This window comes from Alteromonas confluentis (genome assembly GCF_001757105.1).
In the GTDB taxonomy this organism is placed as follows: Bacteria; Pseudomonadota; Gammaproteobacteria; order Enterobacterales; family Alteromonadaceae; genus Alteromonas; species Alteromonas confluentis.
On the sequence record NZ_MDHN01000009.1, the window covers coordinates 51,566 to 70,313 of the forward strand.

The window sequence follows — 18,748 nt, forward strand, 5'->3', positions numbered from 1 at the left end:
GATAGGATGTGACGTTATTAAAGCAAGGATGCTTTATGACACCGCTTAAGCGAAACCTCTCCCGCCTTATATTTATCATATTAGTTCTGCTTGTAGGCAGTGTCATTTTCGGTGTTATCTATTTTCTGAAAATGGAGAGGAATGAAGATGTTCTCAATACACTATATTTTCGGGAATTGCAGCAGATAGAAGGGACTATTGCTCGAACCCTACAAAAGGTAGAGAAAACTTCTGATTACTCGTTGCCCAATAAGTTTAATATTGAAAACGTCGAGCTAAAAGATGTTGAAAAAAAAAGTACGTCGGCAATTCGCTCTCTTAGTACGTCTGCAAATGAGCTTCGCGACTTACAAGTCTTAGATGTATCTGTTGAGGTAGGTTTTGAAGACAAATACAAAAACAGATATGAAATAGAGAAAACTAACTCTCAATTTGCTTTTTTTATACCGAGCTATGATAAAGCCATATTTGAACAATCGGTATATTACGGTGCAAACACTAAACTTAAACTTACCCTCCAAAGCAGTATTCAGTATGTACTGAGTCAACGGCTTAATCGATTTCAAACTGTCGCGCTTGTAGAAGATAGCGGTGAAGTCAAAAGCGTGGTGAATAACGCAACGAAGTTAGTTAATGACCCTGAGTTATTTTTTAAGGATATAGGTAATCTTGTACCAGAACTCTATGCTAATGGCAGCGAAAAAAATATAGACGAAGCTGTTTCGGATCGGGTGCGCCTCTCCGGTACGCGATACAACGACGTTCAATTCGATGACACAACCTATCGCATTTATCTTCATCCATTAACCAGCAAAGGTAAAAGCGTTGAAGGTAAATATTACTATTTAGTTGGGGCAGTTAAAAAGAAACTAATCACCTCCCAGAAACTGAAATTGCCGCCAGATATGTTGATGTGGCTGATTTTAGCGTTATTGTTCCTTATTGCGATTATCCCACTACTCAAGCTTAGATTTATCAGTGAAACTTATTCAATTCAGCCAGGAGATAAAAGTCAAATCGTCCTAGGACTTATCGTGGCTGTAGGCATTGTTACCATTGGACTCTCCCAACAGTTGTTTCAGGACTATCTGATCGAGGTGAAAGAGAAGCAGTTAAAGACTATCTATCGTGATATGCGTCAAGATGTCACTAAAGAGGTAAAGCAAGTTCTGGGTATAACACGAAGATTAGCTATTGCGAGGGAACAACCCACAGAAGAGCATCCATTGCTCGGCCCTTTAACTTACAAGAAAAATAATCTTAAATCCTGGGGTGAATTTTTAAGGGATAAATATAATTATATTCCTGAGCAATATTTACTAATACCCGCACTCAACATTGTAAATGCGTATGGTTTTTTAGGAACATGTTTTAATCACAATAAAATCATTGATAGAACTAAAAAAGAAAAAATTAAGCCGGATATAAAGCTTGAAAATACAGTATACACAAGCTTTCTTAGCACGCAGTTACTCGGAAATTCAGTGGAAGGCCGCAAAAACTGCTCGTTCCTGGAAGCCTTATCCTCTCTTGGTGCTGATGGGAAAGTGGTTAAAGATAAATTAACGCCATTTTTATACCTCTCTGAAAAGCTGGTGAACACGAGCTTATTGGACCTTTCTGACAGAGAGTACTTTAAAGCGGCTATGCGCGAAGAGTATTGGAGCATGAAGCTTGATGGAATAGATATGCAGAACGTATTTATGGAGCGGATTTTCAATATTGAGGATGGGCGTCGGAATCTAATGTTCACAATCCCACCAATAAAACGTTCTCATGAAGAAATAGAGAGTGGTCAAGACGAAGTAAAAATGCATTTTGCAGGTACAAGATTATCATCACTTGTTGATCGCATTTTACCAAAGCATTTTGGATTTGCAGTTATCGACGAACAAGGTGATGTTATTTTTCACAGTGATGATTCGCTAAGTCTCGTGGAGAATTTCTTTATTGAAACTAGCCAAAATGCATTATTGAGAGCGGCAACGACATCTATTTCAAATCAGAGTGTTCCCGTTAATCTGGAATATAAGGGAGTACCTCATAAGGCGGTTGTAGGGTCTCTACTAGAGCCCTCAGCGTCGAACAATGCACCTTGGCATCTTGTTGTTTTTTTCGATCCGACGGAACTACAAACTATTAATATGGTGATGGTCTTTACAACGGTCTTTATTTTTTTACTGACTATTATTCCTGGCTTTATAATTTTCCGATATCTGACTATTCAACGATTCTGGCAGGATTTGTGTTATTACAACCGCCACAAACAAATGTGTTACTTGGGCGGCACGATCCTAACATTTGCGACAGGTCTTTTTATTATTTCGCTAATGGGTATAGTGGTCAGCCTGGTAGGCAGGCTACTTCTCTGGTCCGTGATGTCAGCGGTACTGGCTTCACTGGTCATCTACTGCTGGCAACTACGTTACAATATGTATTATTGGTGGCGACAGCCACTTATCGCTTTCACAGGCCTTTGCATTCCGGTTTTGCTCGCAGTATTTATTTCCTGGAGAGAGTTCTACACAATTATTCCTGAAAACCAAATTAGTGCACTTATAGGAATTGTTCTCCTTATTTCAGCATGCAGTATATTACTGAAAAGAAGTCAGTGTAAATTATGGGAAAGCCCTCTGATTAATTTCTTATGTGCTAAATTGCTGCTTTCCCTTTGTTTATTGGCTTTGACTATTATCTTTTTATTCAGAAGCTGGCAATTTGGCATAGTAATATGTTTAGGGCTCGTTTTGTGGTGGGTCATTAGTAGAAAAAATAAAAATGCCAGCCGACCCGAATCAACATTTTCAAGAGAGAAAACACGATTTTCGACAAGCTACGTCTGGTTTTTAGCTAGTCTTTTTTATTTTGCTGGTAGTGTGCCGGCATCAATAATTACCTTTAGCGCTCATGATTACTTACTATCAAGGCAAGCTCAGTTTGAAGAGCAAGCGCTAAAAAGTGAAATTAGTAAGAAAGACGAAGTGTTTGCTAGTTATATTCGTTTTCTGACCGGCGATGCCTGTGAAACCCAAACCATGACAGGCCGGATTGCTTATTCCAAGGAGAAATCATTATGTGATATCAGCTTAGGAAATACATTCAAATCGTTGGCTAATAAGTTCTATGCCTTGGGAAGTGTTGCGGAAAGTAGGAAAAGACCTGATTGGGTACAAATTCAAAATGAAGCAACGAATTACAAGGGAAACTCCACAGACAGATTGTTCAATTATTTGTTTGGAGCAATGTTGGGTGAGACTGAATTCATCAGTCAACTAACTTTAGCGGCAAAAAAAGATTTGATGAAAACTGATCAACCGTTTATTTCACAACTTCGTTACCGAGCTGATTTATTTCTTATTGAACCGTTGACAACATCTGGCGGTGTTATGATCGTTACACTTATGTTCCTGGGCGTGCCTTTTGGACTTTACCTGACTGTCAGACAGCTCATAGTGCGCCGATTAATGGGCGAGCATATACTAGATCAATACCGGCTTGGTGATCTGGATAGGGGGGAGTTTTCTTATCCTTCAGAATTCCCTCAGCTGAATTTTCATAAACTGAAAATTGACGGGCACTCACAGCTGATTCTGAACGCTACCAGGTTGAAGGGAGAAATGGAACTGTTAAGAAATTCTGAAAAAAACAACTCTTATGTACTTTTCGAAAGAAAAGTTTTCCGAATTGTCGATTGTTTGGATAAGTTTTACTCTACTGATGAGCATGCCAATGTATTTTATTTTAGTGAGAGGATAAAAAAATGTGTAGGTAAATCTGTTGGCAAACATATGGTTGTAGCAGTTTCAGCACTAGAGCAACTGAGTTTAAACCCGGAAGCTAAAAAAGATGCACTGGATTTACTGTTTGAGTTACACCTGAATAAACAAGTTTTGTTAGTCATCGTGTCTGAGACAGCCCCCCTCTATCGGATGCTAAATCCAAATGCCTACCAATACGGGTCAGTAGCGGAAGTTAATATAGATGAAAAGACTGAATGGGCGACGCTATTTTCCGAATTTGACAAGTATTACGCCTGGTCTCCAGTACATAAATCCCTGCCATTAAACCCTTTCGACGTTAATGAGCTTTTAAGCTATGAATGTGCAGCTTGGCCCGAAATTACCTCGGTTCTGCCCCAGTTTGACAGTGAGAGGTTAAGGGAGCCAGAACAAATAATAGAATTTATGTTAGTACATGCAGGCCCCCTCTATCGACGCAAATGGGAAGAATGCACCATTAAGGAGAAAATCATTCTTTGGCGTATGGCCCACGGGGCAACGATTAATCCTCAAAGTGCAGTTACTATCGAACGTTTGGTTCGGCGCTGTTACTTATACAGAGACAAGGGATGGCATCTTATCAATGAAAGCTTCAGGCAGTTTGTACTGACTGCAGAACCCGAATCTGTGATGAAAAGCTGGATGGACAACACCAGCACTGGAGTCTGGAGCATCATACGGATCCCCATTTTTGCCATATTGCTGGTGTTGATGGCCGCCTTTATTTATTCCAGCGGTAGCTCTTTGGATTCTCTATTGGGAATTGCTACCGCGGCGCTTGGTCTAATTCCGTTGATGATAAAAAACCTGAGTTTATTAAAAGGTGGCGGCTCAGATATAGAATAGAGCTAATGAACTTGGCGTTGCTAATAAAAACAGGCCGAAATAACGGCCTGTTCGAAGTGTTCCGCGCTAGCTGGCGATATTCACATTAATTTGAAGCTCCAGCGGTAACTTAGCCAAACGTTTTTGAATGGTTTCACGGGTTTTTTCGATGTCTTTCACTCTGATAACATCACTGTCGTCGGGATATATATCTACATCAACCCATAATTCGCGACCAACTTTTGCTACACCCGCCAATTCAATTTCCTGATCTGAATCTTTACCCGCTTCCAGTACACTTTGATCGATCCGTTCACGAATCTCCTCACTCGGCGCCATCAGAAAGATTTCGCGCAATGCCGATGTCAGCATGTTCAGCGGCACCTTTATAAAGTACAGGGAAATAAGTAGCATCATCACCGGGTCGGCATAGACCGCATAGGCTGCCAATGAACTCTGCGTCATCAACCAAGCCACCACAAAGCCCGCGGTCACCGCCACACTTAACATGGTGTCCATTTGCCACTGATCGGCTTCGGCATCCAGTAAGCCTGAATGCTGACGTTTACTTTGTGCAGCAATTAATGCCCATACAGCAATACAGCCGAGCACGTTTACTACGCCAAACGCTGTGGCGACTGAGGCATCTACTTCACGACCGCCGGTGAGTAATGCTTCTACCGCGGCGTAAAGCGAGTAACCCACTACGAGCAAGATAACAGCGCCTTTTATCGCAATTACGGCAGGTTCAAATATTGCGCGGCCAAAGGTGAAACGATCGCACGATGGCGCGGCGATGAAGCGGGCTGCAGCTAGCGACAATAAAGTTAACACCAGACTCACCAGAGAATAGGCACCATCGAACACAATAACCAGTGAATCTACAAGCAAACCAATCACCAGTCCGGCAACAGCGAAGAGCAGTGCAGAAAGGGCTGAGAGGGTCAGAGTGCGCTTTTCATTGCGGCTTGTTTGGATACACATAAATTAAACACCTGTTGAAAACTGCGCTTATTTTCGTCCAATCGGGCTTTTTTACAACGGCATTCTCGTGTGTTAATCGGCCGGATAAATCTGTATTGATATATTTGTCAACATAATCAAACAGATACGATTAAAGTGTGGTGTCAATAAAATTGACGCTTAGCGGGGTGTTTATACTCAGAAGTCAAACAGATAGTCGCTTAGCTTATCTGCCAGCCACGCCATTGCAGGGTTGTCCGCACTTCCGGTTAAACTTACCATGCAATAATCCTCTTGCGTTAAGCCGTAGGTATGACGGATTACGGCCAGGCGCTCTTCCCTGAGATGGTGGCGAATTAATGGTTCGGGTAACACCCCCCAGGCACTTTCTGTCAAAATAGTATTGAGCATAAATTCGAAGCTGGAAAAACCAATATGGCGGCGAGAGAAGGGTTCCAGACTCGAGTTATTCTGTTCATTCAAATAGACCATGGCAGCTTGCATGGATTTCCGCAGATCTTCGTCGGTGACCCGCTTTATTTTAGTCAGCGGGTGCGATGCACTACAAACCGACATCATGCGAATTTTGCCCAGCGGCTTATAGGTAATTCGAGCATCATCAAAACGTTCGTAATCTACACCAAAGGCATAATCGACTTGCTGGGTTGCGACCAGGTTGGCGAGATCGCCGCATGAGGCCAAAATAAGATTAAAGGACGTATTGGGAAACAGGTTGTTTAGCTGATGGATAAATCCTTGCCATACCGAGTCGGGGAGGGAGTCGTCTGGCGCAATCCATACCTCGGCTGCAAATTCCTCGGTTACCTGCGCGCACGTACCGCGAATGCGGGTGGCGGTAATAAGCATACTCTCACAGTCTTTATAGATGGCTTTGCCAACTTCTGACAGCGCAATTTGATTGCCGGTACGCACGAATAACTCTACACCAAGCTCACTTTCCAGCACTTTAATCGCCATGCTAAGTTTGCTGCGATTGCATTCCAGTTGACGTGCTGCTTCAGACACCGAACCGGTGTCGGCGATGGCACAAAAGGCTTCTATCTGCGATAGATTCATATTGATCTCGGTTGAACAGGTCTACTTATCATAATCGATCTTGCAGTGAAAACGTGCAGCATCTGCTGAGGATTTCAATAAATTGCGATGTTAAGGTTTTGATTTCAGGACAAAGGTCAGTCTACACTGGTTGGCGCTCTGAATGACCCGTACCTCGATTTGATGATGCAAAGGAACATGCCCCGCTTATGAATAAACATCGAATTAAAAGACCTTCGATGAAAAACATCTCGCTTTCTACATTAATGATGTCTTTCTCGATGGCGTTCGCCAGTTTGGCGCCATATGCACAAGCCACGGAAAATATCACTACCCATCAGCTCGATAAAGGCGTGTCGTTTCAGGCGGTCACCTGGCAAAACGATACTGTGGTTGCCAGCGGCAGTGGCGGCGGTATTTACTTATCAGACGATAACGGTTTGCAATGGCGAAAAATTAATGGGCCTGTACGCTCTGATTTTCTGCAATTCAGAGACAACCAGTATCTGGAAAACGGCCAACTTATCGTGATGAGCGCCGGAGAAGGGAATAAATCAGGTATATATATCAGTGGCGATAAGGGAGAGCGTTGGCAGCAAGTATCGCAAGGGGAAGCGTCTTCTACATTTTATGACTGCTTTACAATGACAGATGAAAGCAACGGCTGGCTCTACGGAGATTCCGATGAGAAGGGGCTGTTTGTACTTTCCACAAAGGATGGCGGTAAGCACTGGCAACGTCAGAGTTTGGACATCAAGGCGCAAACTTCTGAAGGGGGATTTGCCTCGAGTGGAACCTGCCTGAGTCGCTACAACGACAGCGGTATTATCATTGGTACCGGTAACGGCGAAACGTCGCGGCTACTCATTGAGGAAAACGGGGAATGGCGAAGTCTTGAAACCCCCATACCCGGTGGAGAGGCTGGCGGCGTTTTTTCAGTTCAAGTTGAAGGAAAGGCGATTTTTGTAGCTGGTGGCAGCCTGAAGGCCGCAGGCAAACAGGCGGAAGCCTGGCTTTATCACTTGGGAAGCGGTAAATGGGTTGCCTTGCCGCCACTCCCGCTCAGGGGAGCGGTTTACGGCTCGGCGCTGTTACCTACCTCGGAAGGCATTGAATATTGGGTGAGTAATCCAGATGGCGTGGCGGTGCTAAAGCCAGATGCCAGTGAATGGCAGGTGATCAGTAAAAGCAATATCTGGAGCATTGCCTGCCAGCAAAGTAAGAGCTGTATAGGGGCCGGAAAAGAAGGGCTGATTGAAGTTTACTAGCCTATGCCTTTTCTGCTGGATGCTGGATAATCACTTCGACTCGATAAACTTCACCCAGTGGGGCAGGGCACCTAAATTAGACAGGATAATTTTAAAACTCATCAAAATGGGTACAGCTATCAACACGCCTACGATGCCCCACAACCAGCCGGTAATCGATAGCCATAAGATGATAATCACCGGGTTAAGTCGCAAGCTGCGGCCTAGCACCGTGGGCGTGGCAAGTTGTGACTCGAAAATGTTAATACCGAGAAATACAAAAGCGGGTAGCAAAGCAGCAGACACCAGACCAAACTGCACCAAGCCTGCAACCAAAAGAATACTGCAACTTATCAGACCGCCCAGATAAGGCACAAAATTCAACAGCGCGACCAACGCACCCCACAATATTGCATCCTGTACACCCAAAAAGGTAAATGCGATAGCGGTGGCAACACCAAGCAAGCCATTAATCATGCTTATCGTAATGATGTACGCAGAAAGTTCCCGCTGGATATGGTTAACCAACACCAGTGCCCGGCGCTTATTGGTCACAATAGGAAAATCGCGAATGAATACGTTGAACAGGTTAGGGCCGAACACCAATAAAAAGAAGATCAGGATCAGGCAGCCAAATATCTGAGCTAACAGCAAAGGCGCACTGCTTAATATGGTCAGACCTAATTCAATACCGCTTTGTTTAAGCCTGTCCGTCATTGTGTTGCCATCATTGGGCTTGGGTTCTGGTTCCTCCTCATCATCAAACCAGCTAAAAAATGAGGTGTTTTCTTTCGCTGGTTCAGGCGCTGTGAGTTCTGCGCCTTGTTTTAAGCTGTCACTGATTTCTTCGATTTCCTGTGTGACTTCTGCCGCTATTTTGGGCAAAGACTGCATCCACCGTTGTGCGGGCTCGGCTAATTCCAGCCCCAGTAATGTGAATGGCGTTACTAATAAGAGCATAAGTGCGGCTGCAGATAGTGAAGGAGGAATAAAGAACCTGCGCGCAATTCTAACAAGCGGGCTTAACAGCAGCGCTACCAGTGCAGAGAAAAATAGCGGAATTAACAGTGATTTTGCCAGGTATAAAGTATAGATAATTGCCAAGCCAACGAGTGTCTTGAGCAGGCGGATATGGCGACTTTCCTTAACTCCAGGCTGCAAAATACTGTCTTGCTGGTTATTTGTTCCGTTTTCTCTGTAGTCCATTTGCCAGCCTTTTCATGAAACCGAGTGCTCTACTAGGCACACTGCGCATTTTAATTAGTGTTGGTACGTGAAGTGTTGTGTTCGGTTCACTGTGGGTGAAGCACAAAATTAATGTTCCTCAGACTAATTAATTGCTATTTGCTTTTATAAATTTTTCTCTCTCCCCGTCAATTAGTTTTCTCAGATATACCGTTACGCTCTTTACATAACATGGCATAGGTGCGTCATGCGCACCAAATCAGCGCGATGCGCAACACATTTATTGTGCAATGACTGCTTTGAATAAGTGCAGTCATGCGATTGATTTGTGCACAACGCCTAATAACTGCGGCTCCTGTTTTCATAAATTTTACATATCGACGAATTATCGCGATTTTTTGCTGTTTAAACTCAGTGAAGTTAAAGCTGGTACTGACAGTGCAATTAAAGCCCGACCTTGAGTAATTTGATCATCACGAGGAGTATTTTCGATGACCAATCATAGTATGAGCCGCCGGGCGCTATTAGGCTGGATCGGAAAGACGGCGGGAGCCGGGGCCATGTATCAGGCCATGACATCCCTCGGCTTCGCAGCCGAGTCTTCACACCCGGGTTCATTAAATTTAGATGGCGTTAAAAAAGGCGCGACTGTACTGGTTCTGGGCGCGGGTGTCGCTGGAATGACGTCAGCTTATGAATTAAGAAAAGCGGGTTATAAAGTAAAAATTCTCGAATTTAACTCACGTGCTGGTGGACGTTGCTGGACATTACGGGGAGGCGATAGCTATACCGAACTGGGTGGGGCAACACAGCAATGTCAATTTGCCGAAGGCAACTACATAAACCCAGGTCCATGGCGTGTACCGTATCACCATCATCACGTGATGTCTTACATTAATGAATTCAACATTGCCATCGAACCTTTCATTCAGGTGAACTACAACGCGCTGGTGCATTCCACCAAGGCCTTTGGCGGTAAGCCGCAACGTTACCGCACGGTTCAAGCTGATTATCAAGGCTATGCTGCTGAGCTTTTGGCAAAGACCATCAATCAGAATGCACTGGACGATTCTTTGAGTCTTGAAGATCGTGAAAAGCTGTTCGAATCACTGCGTCACTGGGGGGCGCTGAATGAGAAAGGGAAGTATCAAAAGTCTCATGAAACCAGCCTCAGACGCGGATTTGCCATTCCACCGGGCGGTGGTTTGTCAGGCAAGGGCGAACCAAGCGACCTTATAGATCAAAGTGCCTTGCTACAGTCTGACCTGTGGAAATTCATCGTAAACGGGCAAGACATTGAATTTCAAAGCAGCATCTTCCAACCCGTTGGTGGCATGGACAATATTGCGAAAGCCTTTGAGAAACGCGTTGGCGACTTGATTGAATACAACGCCCGCGTTACCAAGATTGATCAAAACGATACGGGCGTGACAGTCGATTATGAACACCACGGCGTGGCTAAAACAGCGAAAGCCGATTGGTGTGTATGCACGATTCCACTTTCCATACTTTCACAAATCCCAGTGAAAGCGAGCAGCGCAATGCAGACTGCTATCCGCTCGGTGCCCTATGCATCTTCGGTGAAAGTGGGCCTCGAGTTTAATCGTCGTTTCTGGGAACAGGACGAAGCCATTTTCGGCGGCGTGTCTTATACCGATTTACCCATCACCAATATCAGTTACCCAAGCGCGAAGTATTACGATAAAGGTAAGGGCGTACTGCTAGGCGCCTATGTTTGGGGGCCGAATGCCTTTGAATTCACCTCATTAGCACCGGAAGAACGGGTTAAGAAAGCAGTGGAATACGGTAAGCAAATTCACCCTCAATACACTGAAGAGTTTAACAACGGTATTGCTGTTGGCTGGCACCGTGTGCCATGGACTCAAGGCTGTTTTGGCGCCTGGACAGAAGAGAAGCGCGAGCAGCACTACGATAACTTGTGTCAGGTTGATGGTCGACTGGTGTTGGCCGGTGAGCATGCTTCACATCTTCCTGCCTGGCAGGAAGGGGCGATTTCCTCCGCCCACGATGCCATTAAGCGATTACACAAAAAAGCGGTAGCAACCGCTGCGTAAAATAAAAGGGAACACATAATGAAATCTTCAATAAAAGCATTAGTGGTAACTGGCCTGTTTTCGCTCAGCACAGCTGCGATGGCAACCGATGACGCAGGTTTCTCACTGGGGAATAAGTTTGAAGAAGCGTCTGGTGACGAGCTCTATCATGCAATTTGCCAGGGGTGCCATATGTCTGAAGCGCAGGGAGCGCAAGGTGCAGGCCGCTATCCTGCATTGGCTAATAATCCAAAACTGAGCGCCGGTGCTTACGTTACCTTTATGGTGAGCAATGGAATGGGCGGCATGCCCGCACTAAAACAATATCTGTCTGATGAGCAAATTGCTGAGGTGGTGAATTACACACGTACCCATTTCGGCAATAACTTTACCGATAAAGTTAGCGCAGACGACGTAAAAATAATTGCCAAACGTTAATATCAGGAAACACATAAAATGAAAAAACTATTTATTGCCCCTCTGTTACTTACTGCAGCACTTGCAAACACTGGCTGTAGCGAAGCGGAAGCGACGGCTGAACCGAAAGAAACTGTTATCCGTCATGGCTTGATTGGCTCTGACTTCCCTATTTTGCGCGCCTCTGAAGTACCAGCGACTAGCACGATTGTTTTCTTAAGTGGTTCAGTGCCTGGTGTAAGTTTCCCTGATGCGCCTGCGGGCACCCGTGAAGCTTACGGTGATACCGAAGCGCAAACCTTAAGCGTGATGAAACGCATCGATGAAAATCTGAAAAGCCTTGGCCTGACCATGGGCGATGTGATTAAGATGCAAGCGTTCCTGGTTGGCGATCCGGAAATGGATGGAAAAATGGATTTCGCTGGTTTTATGCGCGGTTACACGCAGTTCTTTGGCACAGACGAGCAGCCTAACCTGCCTTCACGTTCTGCGCTGCAGGTAGCAGGGTTAGCTAACCCTAACTACCTGGTAGAAATTGAAGTGACAGCCGTTCGTCCAGAATAATCATATATAAACGAAAAAAGCTCGCTTTACATTGAAGCGAGCTTTTTTCGTTACTCATCAAGCCAGCTACGCGCTTCCTGAATAATCCCTTTTTGTAGTAATAAGAATTTCGATTTCAGAGTCTTGAACTTACCTGTTCATAAACACCTTCTCATTAAACAAACCTGCCTGTAAACCGTACCAGGCAATACAGCTTGTTAAACGCTGTGCATTATTGTTGGTATAAATGTTTTATTTTTCTCAAGCGTAAACATTCTGTTTACATATGCTTGACGTTATCTTAGTATACTTTCGTCTAAGGTTTAACGTTTAACCTTGGGTTTGCAAGACCAGTGTAGCGGAGTTCACGCCTTAATAATGGCGGTAACACCAGCTTTGCGCATAGCTTATTCTGCTGATACTTATATATATTTTGGTGGAATAACGTCACAACTCAAACAGGAATACCGTTTTCGTAACAATAAAAATAAGAGAAAACAGGGCTGTGAGGGTAAACGTTTAACTTTGAGTCGTAGTTAAGCACCGTGACGTTTGGTTATGGAAAATTTGCAATTTATTCAACGGCCAAATCAAGGATACGGGGCGCGCGGATGCCCTGAAAGGAGACAAGCATGATTGAGAGCAGAAATACCGGTTTCACGAAAAAGATTTTTCTTAAAAGTTCACTATGTTTAGCAATCGTTTCGTCGCTCAATACATCAATAGCGATGGCACAAAGTACAGATGCGACAGCCGAAAACACCGAAGTCATTGAAGTACGTGGTTTCAGAAACTCACTTAAAGAATCCATGCTCAACAAGAAGGCGTCGGATGTCGTATCTGATGGTATTTCTGCGGAAGATCTGGGTAAGTTCCCTGATCAGAACGTTGCTGAATCCCTTCAGCGTATCACCGGTGTAGCCATTGACCGAAGTGGTGGTGAAGGTCAGTTCATTACTGTTCGGGGTTTTGGGCCTCAATTTAATACTGTTTTGGTTAACGGCAGACAAATCGCGACTGAGAATCAGGGGCGTGAGTTTAGCTTCGACACCTTACCGGCAGAGCTCATCAGTGGCGCTAATGTTTATAAAAGCCCTATCTCGTCTCTTCAAGCCGGCGGTATCGGCTCTACCGTAAATGTAACAACAGCAAATCCGTTTGATTTTGAAGGGTTCGCAGGCGCTGCGAGTGCCAAGGGCATGTATGAGGAAATCTCAGAAGAGATCACGCCGCAAATTTCAGGCCTGATCACCAATCGGTTTATGGATGATAAATTAGGCGTACTTGTCGCGGGTTCCCTGCAAAAACGGAAGGCGCAAACTAACATCCTTCAAGTACGTGATTGGCGCTCGAATGTCAGCCTGACTAACCGCTCAGAGGTAGACGACCCACAATACGCCGACAATGACCAGTTCAATGGCGTATATGTGCCGCAGAACTTTGATCAGATCGTCGATCTTGGTGACCGTCAGCGCACCAGTGGAAACGTGGTGGTTCAGTATGCCCCACAAGACAACATGATGCTAAAAGTTGATGCGTTGTATTCCAAATTTGAAGTGGGCTCCCGCAGGAATACGGTAGGACATTGGCTGTCAGACAGTAACCTGGATAACGTTGTGGTTAACGAGAATGGCTCGGTAACATCTCTCGACAGTACACTGGTAAACGGTGTAGGTGGCGCGACCGACTTCATTCAAAGCAGCGACGCCCGTGATGTAGAGATTCAGGCCTACGGTATCAATTACGAATGGCTGGTAAACGACTACTTTACGGCTAACTTCGATGTATCTACATCAACGGCGAAGAACAACAGCGGTGGTAATAACTATTTCACCGTGGTGGGCTACAACAACGCTTACAGTCTCGATTTTTCTGGTGAAACACCAACCATCAATATCGAAGGTGGCTCTGATGCGTTAACCGATATTCCGGCAGGCCGTATGCACGTAACCAACCGCGAAGGTTACGACATCAAAGATACCATCAACGAATATCGTGCAGATTTTACCTGGTTGCCTGATTCAAACAACGCATTCTCCAAAATGGAGTTTGGGGCGTACTATCAGGATCGTAGCAAAGACAACAACAGCCTGACGTCTAGTTTATGTAATGTGTACTGCGGCTATCAGACAGATATTCCTGATGAGCTTCTGTATATTTACACGCCCCAGAACTACTTCTCAAATGCCAGCCAACAATGGATTGCTTACGATCCGGAAGCCTACTTTGATTACGCAATCTCTGACGATGCGATTCAGCAGGTTGCTGATAATACCGGACAAACCTTTGATGAAGTTCGTGCAATCGTAGACGCTGAAGGTTTGAATAGTCCTTCACTCGCGGGCAGTTCATTCTCTGTAAAAGAAGAAGTGCTGAGCCTGTATGCGCAAATGTATTTTAGTCTGCTGATCTCTGACATGCCGGTGGATATTAACTTCGGCTTACGCTACAGCGAGACGGATACCACTACCACCGGTTATGGTCGCGAACTGTTGGACGTGGTCCCTGTGCCAAACGATCCTTCAGACTACAGCGATGTTTATGCTACGAGTGAAGGGGTACCGATTGCTGAATCAAACAGCTACTCCAACTTACTGCCAAACATCAACGCGAAGATGGATCTTACCGATGACTTAATGTTGCGTGTTGGCTTCTCTGAAACTCTGACTCGTCCAACCATGAGCGATTTGGTGCCGGTGTTCAATGTGTCTGTTACCCGTCCGAATAACCTACAGGCCGACTCTGGTAACGCCGACCTGAAACCTTTCCTGTCGACTAACTTCGATTTGTCACTGGAATGGTACTACGCCGACACCAGTTACCTGTCTGTGGCCGCGTTCAAAAAAGAAGTTGAAGACTTCATCGTGGCATCGTTTGAAACCCGCACGCTGAACCTGGCAAGTGGTCCTTATGACTTCACTGTTCGTTTGCCTGATAACGGCGAAACGGCTGATGTGAATGGTCTGGAAATCGCGTGGTTGCACACTTTCGAAAGCGGCTTCGGTATTCAGGCTAACGCCACTATCGTAAACAGTGACGCTTCACTCGACAGTGAAGACAACACGCAGGTTTTTGCTCTGGAAGGGTTGGGTGATTCGCAGAATATCATTCTGTTTTATGAGCAAGGCCCGCTGCAAGCACGTGTTGCCTACAACAATCGTGAAGGCTTCATGCAGGATCTGGTGAGTCCTCTTGGCGGAACCGAGCCTCGTTTCACTGAAACCTACGGCCAGTTCGATGTAAGTGCCAGCTACGACATCAATGAGAACCTCACTGTTTTCGTTGAAGGTATCAACGTGACAGGTGAAGAGTTACGTCGTCATGGTCGTTACAGTGAACAGTTTATTCAGATGATCGATAACGGCGCACGCTATACCCTCGGTGTTCGCACCAGTTTCTAAGCATTCTGACTAAAAAGGCAGGCGCAGCAGTGCGCTTGCCTTTGTCATTTTCCCATTCTGTAACTCTGACAGGATAGTTATGTTTAAAAGATTCCTTATACTCTGTACGGTGCTAACGCCTTCGACTGCAGCCCTTGCTCAGGCGGGGAGCAGCGAATTGCCTGACTGGCAAAACCCACAAGTTTTACAAAAGAACCGCCTTGAACCCCGCGCTCATTTTTTCGCATTCACTGAAGATCCGGGCGCGTTTAATACTACGCCCTGGGACAGTAGCGATTACTTGTCGTTGAATGGCACCTGGGAGTTTAAGTTGGCGGAAAATCCTGATGCTGCCCCTGATGATTTTATGCAGCCGGATTATGCTGAAAAAGGCTGGGGAGAAATTCCTGTACCCGGTAACTGGGAATTAAACGGCTATGGTTACCCCAACTATGTTAATATTCGTCTGGATTACGGCCCCGAAACTCCTTCCGGTGAGATTCCGTCAGAGAATAACTCCACGGGGTTGTATCGTAAGCATGTGTCCGTGCCGGAAGACTGGGCCGGTGATCGTGTTGTTGCATATTTCGGTGCGGTGAAATCGTCATTTTCTGTCTGGGTGAACGGCAAGTACGTGGGGTATTCCCAGGATTCAAAAACCGCCGCTGAATTCGATATTACTGACAAACTCAAAAGCGGTGATAACCTGATTGCACTAAAGGTACATCAGTGGTCAGACGGCACCTATCTTGAGCTTCAGGATATGTGGCGATTGTCGGGCATTGAGCGGGACGTATACCTTTATCGCACACCTGCTGAACAACATATTCGCGATATTGAAGTGGTTGCCACACTGGATGACAGCTACAAACAGGGCATTTTATCTCTAAAGACGGACGTACAAACCGGCTCTGGCGACGTAATGGATAGCTGCAATGTCAGTTACCAGCTGTTTGGCAAAAATGAAAAGCTGGTCTGGCAGGGGCAAGGGGAAGGTGCCGATTGTGCCGCTTCAGCGACCCTTCCTGGCATTGATACATGGACGGCAGAAACGCCAAATCTTTACAGCCTGCAGGTCGCCGCAGGGGAAGGTGATACCGCACAATATGCCTGGCAGCGGATTGGCTTCCGTCGAAGTGAGCTGAAAAACGGAAACGTGCTTATCAATGGTAAGCCGGTTTTGATCAAGGGTGTAAACCGCCATGAGCATGATCCGCGTACAGGCCATGTGATCTCCCGTGAATCCATGCGCCGTGATATTTTGCTGATGAAACAACACAACATCAATGCAGCGAGAAATTCTCACTATCCAAACAATCCTGCCTGGTATGAACTGGCTAATGAGCTGGGCTTATACCTGGTAGATGAAGCAAACCAAGAAGCCCACGCGTTTGGTGCCACAGACAGCAACTACGATCCAGAAAAGCACATTGTAAATAACCCATTGTGGAAAGACGCCTTTCTCGATCGCGTTCGCAACATGTACGAGGCGAGTAAAAATCATCCCGCGGTGGTGATCCTGTCTATCGGCAACGAAACCGGCGACGGTCCGAATACCGAGCAGTTATATCACTGGCTGAAAACCCGCACTGACCGACCGGTCATGTCTGATCAGGCACGCACCAAGTCACACACCGACATGTTCGCCAAAATGTATGCGTCCATTCCGTTGATGGAAAACTATGCGCTCTCTGATCCCACTCGCCCAATGATTTTGTGCGAGTACGAACACGCCATGGGCAACTCAGTGGGTGAACTTTATGACTATTGGCAACTGATCCGTAAATATCCGGCGCTGCAGGGTGGCTTCATCTGGGACTGGGTTGATCAGACCATAGAGACTAAGGACAAGGACGGTAACACTTTCCTTGGTTATGGCGGTGACTTTGAGCCAGAAGGCGTGTATCACGACGAGAATTTCAGTGCGAATGGCGTGATGAACGCATATCGCGAGCCGCATCCTCATGCAGAAGAAGTGAAGTATGTGTATCAGGATGTGGAAGTGTCTTTTGCCGGTAATGGCGAACGTCAGATCCAGGTATTTAACCGCCGGTATTTCACCTCTCTGAACGACCTGACATTGAACTGGGCGCTGGAAGAAAACGGTAACGTTGTAGCACAGGGCGATATTCAAAATCTCGATATCGAACCACAGCAGTCCGGCACGTTTACCCTTCCTTCTTTCAGCAATAAAACGCAGGAGGGCAAACGTTACTACCTGACAGTCCGGTTCTATCCGAAACAGAAAACTGAGTTGTATGCCGCCGATGTCGCTATCGCGACAGAACAGCTCCCGCTGGCAATCAATGCTATGGCAGCGGCACCGTCTCTTGGTGAAGGTAAGACGCCTACCGTGAATGCGGCAGATGATGCCATTACTGTGAAAGCCGGCAAGCAAACGTATACGTTTGATAAGCAAAGTGGCTGGTTAAGTCAATGGACTGCAGACGGTGACAAGCAGCTTGCATCACCCATGGTGCCCTGGTTCTGGCGTGCGCCTACAGATAACGATTTTGGAGAGAAATATCCTGAGAAGGCGAAGGTATACCAGAAGCTGTACGCGTCTGCCAAACTCACGTCGATCTCCAGTTCGACGGAAGGCAACCGGGTTGTTATCAATACGGAGCATGCATTACCGACATTGGAAAGTCGCTACTTTACCCGCTATGCCATTGCCGGAGACGGTACCTTAGAAGTGAGTGTGAATTTCTACGCGGCCGCACATAAGAAATTCCCTGAATTACCGCGCATCGGGTATCGTGTGGAACTGTTGCCAAACTACGATACCGTCAGCTGGTTTGGTAGAGGTCCGCATGAAAACTACCGTGACCGCCATCACTCCGCCATGTTCGGGCGCTATACCCGATCTGTCGAGCAACTGGGTCACGATTATGCCCGTCCTCAGGAAAACGGTCATAGAGCGTTCGTGTACGAGGCTGATTTCAGCGGTAAAGGCGCAGAAACGTTCCGGGTTTCCGGAGAGCCTACGATTGGCTTCAACCTGTCAAAAGATGATCTGTTCAATTACGATCAGTTTAAAAAGCAGGGACTGCACAGCTATCAAATTCCGCAAACCGAGAATACTTTCCTGTACATTGATTATCGTCAGCGCGGCGTAGGCGGCACCAATTCCTGGGGCGAGTCACCGCTGTATCGCTACACGCTGCCGTGGCGGGATTATCAGTACAGTTTTGTGTTAAAACCAGTGGTGGAGTAATCTGCCAGCAGAAAACGGGTAGGGAAAATCGCAGAGCTATCTCGTACCCGTTGTATATGCTGAGTCGATTGCGATGTCAGAG

Annotated in this window: 10 protein-coding genes; 7 read left to right on the top strand and 3 right to left on the bottom strand. The window is 45.9% G+C overall.

Annotation, left to right across the window (positions count from 1 at the left end; translation table 11 throughout):
- The first annotated feature begins 35 nt into the window (after positions 1 to 35).
- Positions 36 to 4,625, top strand: a complete 4,590-nt coding sequence (locus BFC18_RS04400; protein WP_070123985.1) for a hypothetical protein — start codon at positions 36 to 38, stop codon at positions 4,623 to 4,625.
- Between the two features lie 66 nt (positions 4,626 to 4,691).
- Here BFC18_RS04400 and BFC18_RS04405 read toward each other — a convergent pair whose 3' ends face one another.
- Together BFC18_RS04405 and BFC18_RS04410 are read right to left on the bottom strand one after the other, a co-directional pair.
- The gene (locus tag BFC18_RS04405) at positions 4,692 to 5,588 is read right to left on the bottom strand and encodes a cation diffusion facilitator family transporter (RefSeq protein WP_070123986.1); all 897 of its coding nucleotides are present in this window, start codon (positions 5,586 to 5,588) and stop codon (positions 4,692 to 4,694) included.
- A 177-nt stretch (positions 5,589 to 5,765) separates the two neighbouring features.
- Positions 5,766 to 6,644, bottom strand: coding sequence for a LysR family transcriptional regulator (locus BFC18_RS04410; protein ID WP_070123987.1), 879 nt, complete (start codon positions 6,642 to 6,644; stop codon positions 5,766 to 5,768).
- Positions 6,645 to 6,862: 218 nt separating this feature from the next.
- Between BFC18_RS04410 and BFC18_RS04415 the strand changes: the two genes are divergently transcribed.
- Positions 6,863 to 7,891: a beta propeller repeat protein gene (locus tag BFC18_RS04415; protein WP_245680338.1), complete on the top strand. Its 1,029-nt coding sequence runs from the start codon at positions 6,863 to 6,865 to the stop codon at positions 7,889 to 7,891.
- Between the two features lie 30 nt (positions 7,892 to 7,921).
- Here BFC18_RS04415 and BFC18_RS04420 read toward each other — a convergent pair whose 3' ends face one another.
- Positions 7,922 to 9,076 carry an AI-2E family transporter gene (locus BFC18_RS04420; protein ID WP_070123988.1) on the bottom strand — a complete coding sequence of 385 codons (1,155 nt, stop codon included), beginning with the start codon at positions 9,074 to 9,076 and terminating at the stop codon, positions 7,922 to 7,924.
- 470 nt (positions 9,077 to 9,546) lie between these two features.
- On the opposite strand from BFC18_RS04420, the gene BFC18_RS04425 reads away from it, so the two are divergent.
- From BFC18_RS04425 to BFC18_RS04445, 5 genes are all read left to right on the top strand, one after another.
- Entirely contained in the window at positions 9,547 to 11,130 is a 1,584-nt protein-coding gene (locus tag BFC18_RS04425; RefSeq protein ID WP_211481011.1) for a flavin monoamine oxidase family protein, read from the top strand.
- A gap of 18 nt (positions 11,131 to 11,148) precedes the next feature.
- Entirely contained in the window at positions 11,149 to 11,547 is a 399-nt protein-coding gene (locus BFC18_RS04430) for a c-type cytochrome (protein WP_070123989.1), read from the top strand.
- An 18-nt stretch (positions 11,548 to 11,565) separates the two neighbouring features.
- Entirely contained in the window at positions 11,566 to 12,090 is a 525-nt protein-coding gene (locus BFC18_RS04435; protein WP_070123990.1) for a RidA family protein, read from the top strand.
- A 611-nt stretch (positions 12,091 to 12,701) separates the two neighbouring features.
- Positions 12,702 to 15,470 carry a TonB-dependent receptor gene (locus BFC18_RS04440; RefSeq protein ID WP_070123991.1) on the top strand — a complete coding sequence of 923 codons (2,769 nt, stop codon included), beginning with the start codon at positions 12,702 to 12,704 and terminating at the stop codon, positions 15,468 to 15,470.
- Between the two features lie 79 nt (positions 15,471 to 15,549).
- Positions 15,550 to 18,666 carry a glycoside hydrolase family 2 TIM barrel-domain containing protein gene (locus BFC18_RS04445; protein WP_083272916.1) on the top strand — a complete coding sequence of 1,039 codons (3,117 nt, stop codon included), beginning with the start codon at positions 15,550 to 15,552 and terminating at the stop codon, positions 18,664 to 18,666.
- Positions 18,667 to 18,748: the final 82 nt, after the last annotated feature.

Bases quoted from the DNA above. Each gene is read 5' to 3' on its own strand.
- BFC18_RS04440 (WP_070123991.1), top strand. From the start codon at position 12,702: ATGATTGAGAGCAGAAATACCGGTTTCACGAAAAAGATTTTTCTTAAA.
- BFC18_RS04410 (WP_070123987.1), bottom strand. From the start codon at position 6,644: ATGAATCTATCGCAGATAGAAGCCTTTTGTGCCATCGCCGACACCGGT.
- BFC18_RS04400 (WP_070123985.1), top strand. From the start codon at position 36: ATGACACCGCTTAAGCGAAACCTCTCCCGCCTTATATTTATCATATTA.
- BFC18_RS04425 (WP_211481011.1), top strand. From the start codon at position 9,547: ATGACCAATCATAGTATGAGCCGCCGGGCGCTATTAGGCTGGATCGGA.
- BFC18_RS04415 (WP_245680338.1), top strand. From the start codon at position 6,863: ATGAAAAACATCTCGCTTTCTACATTAATGATGTCTTTCTCGATGGCG.
- BFC18_RS04430 (WP_070123989.1), top strand. From the start codon at position 11,149: ATGAAATCTTCAATAAAAGCATTAGTGGTAACTGGCCTGTTTTCGCTC.
- BFC18_RS04420 (WP_070123988.1), bottom strand. From the start codon at position 9,076: ATGGACTACAGAGAAAACGGAACAAATAACCAGCAAGACAGTATTTTG.
- BFC18_RS04435 (WP_070123990.1), top strand. From the start codon at position 11,566: ATGAAAAAACTATTTATTGCCCCTCTGTTACTTACTGCAGCACTTGCA.
- BFC18_RS04405 (WP_070123986.1), bottom strand. From the start codon at position 5,588: ATGTGTATCCAAACAAGCCGCAATGAAAAGCGCACTCTGACCCTCTCA.
- BFC18_RS04445 (WP_083272916.1), top strand. From the start codon at position 15,550: ATGTTTAAAAGATTCCTTATACTCTGTACGGTGCTAACGCCTTCGACT.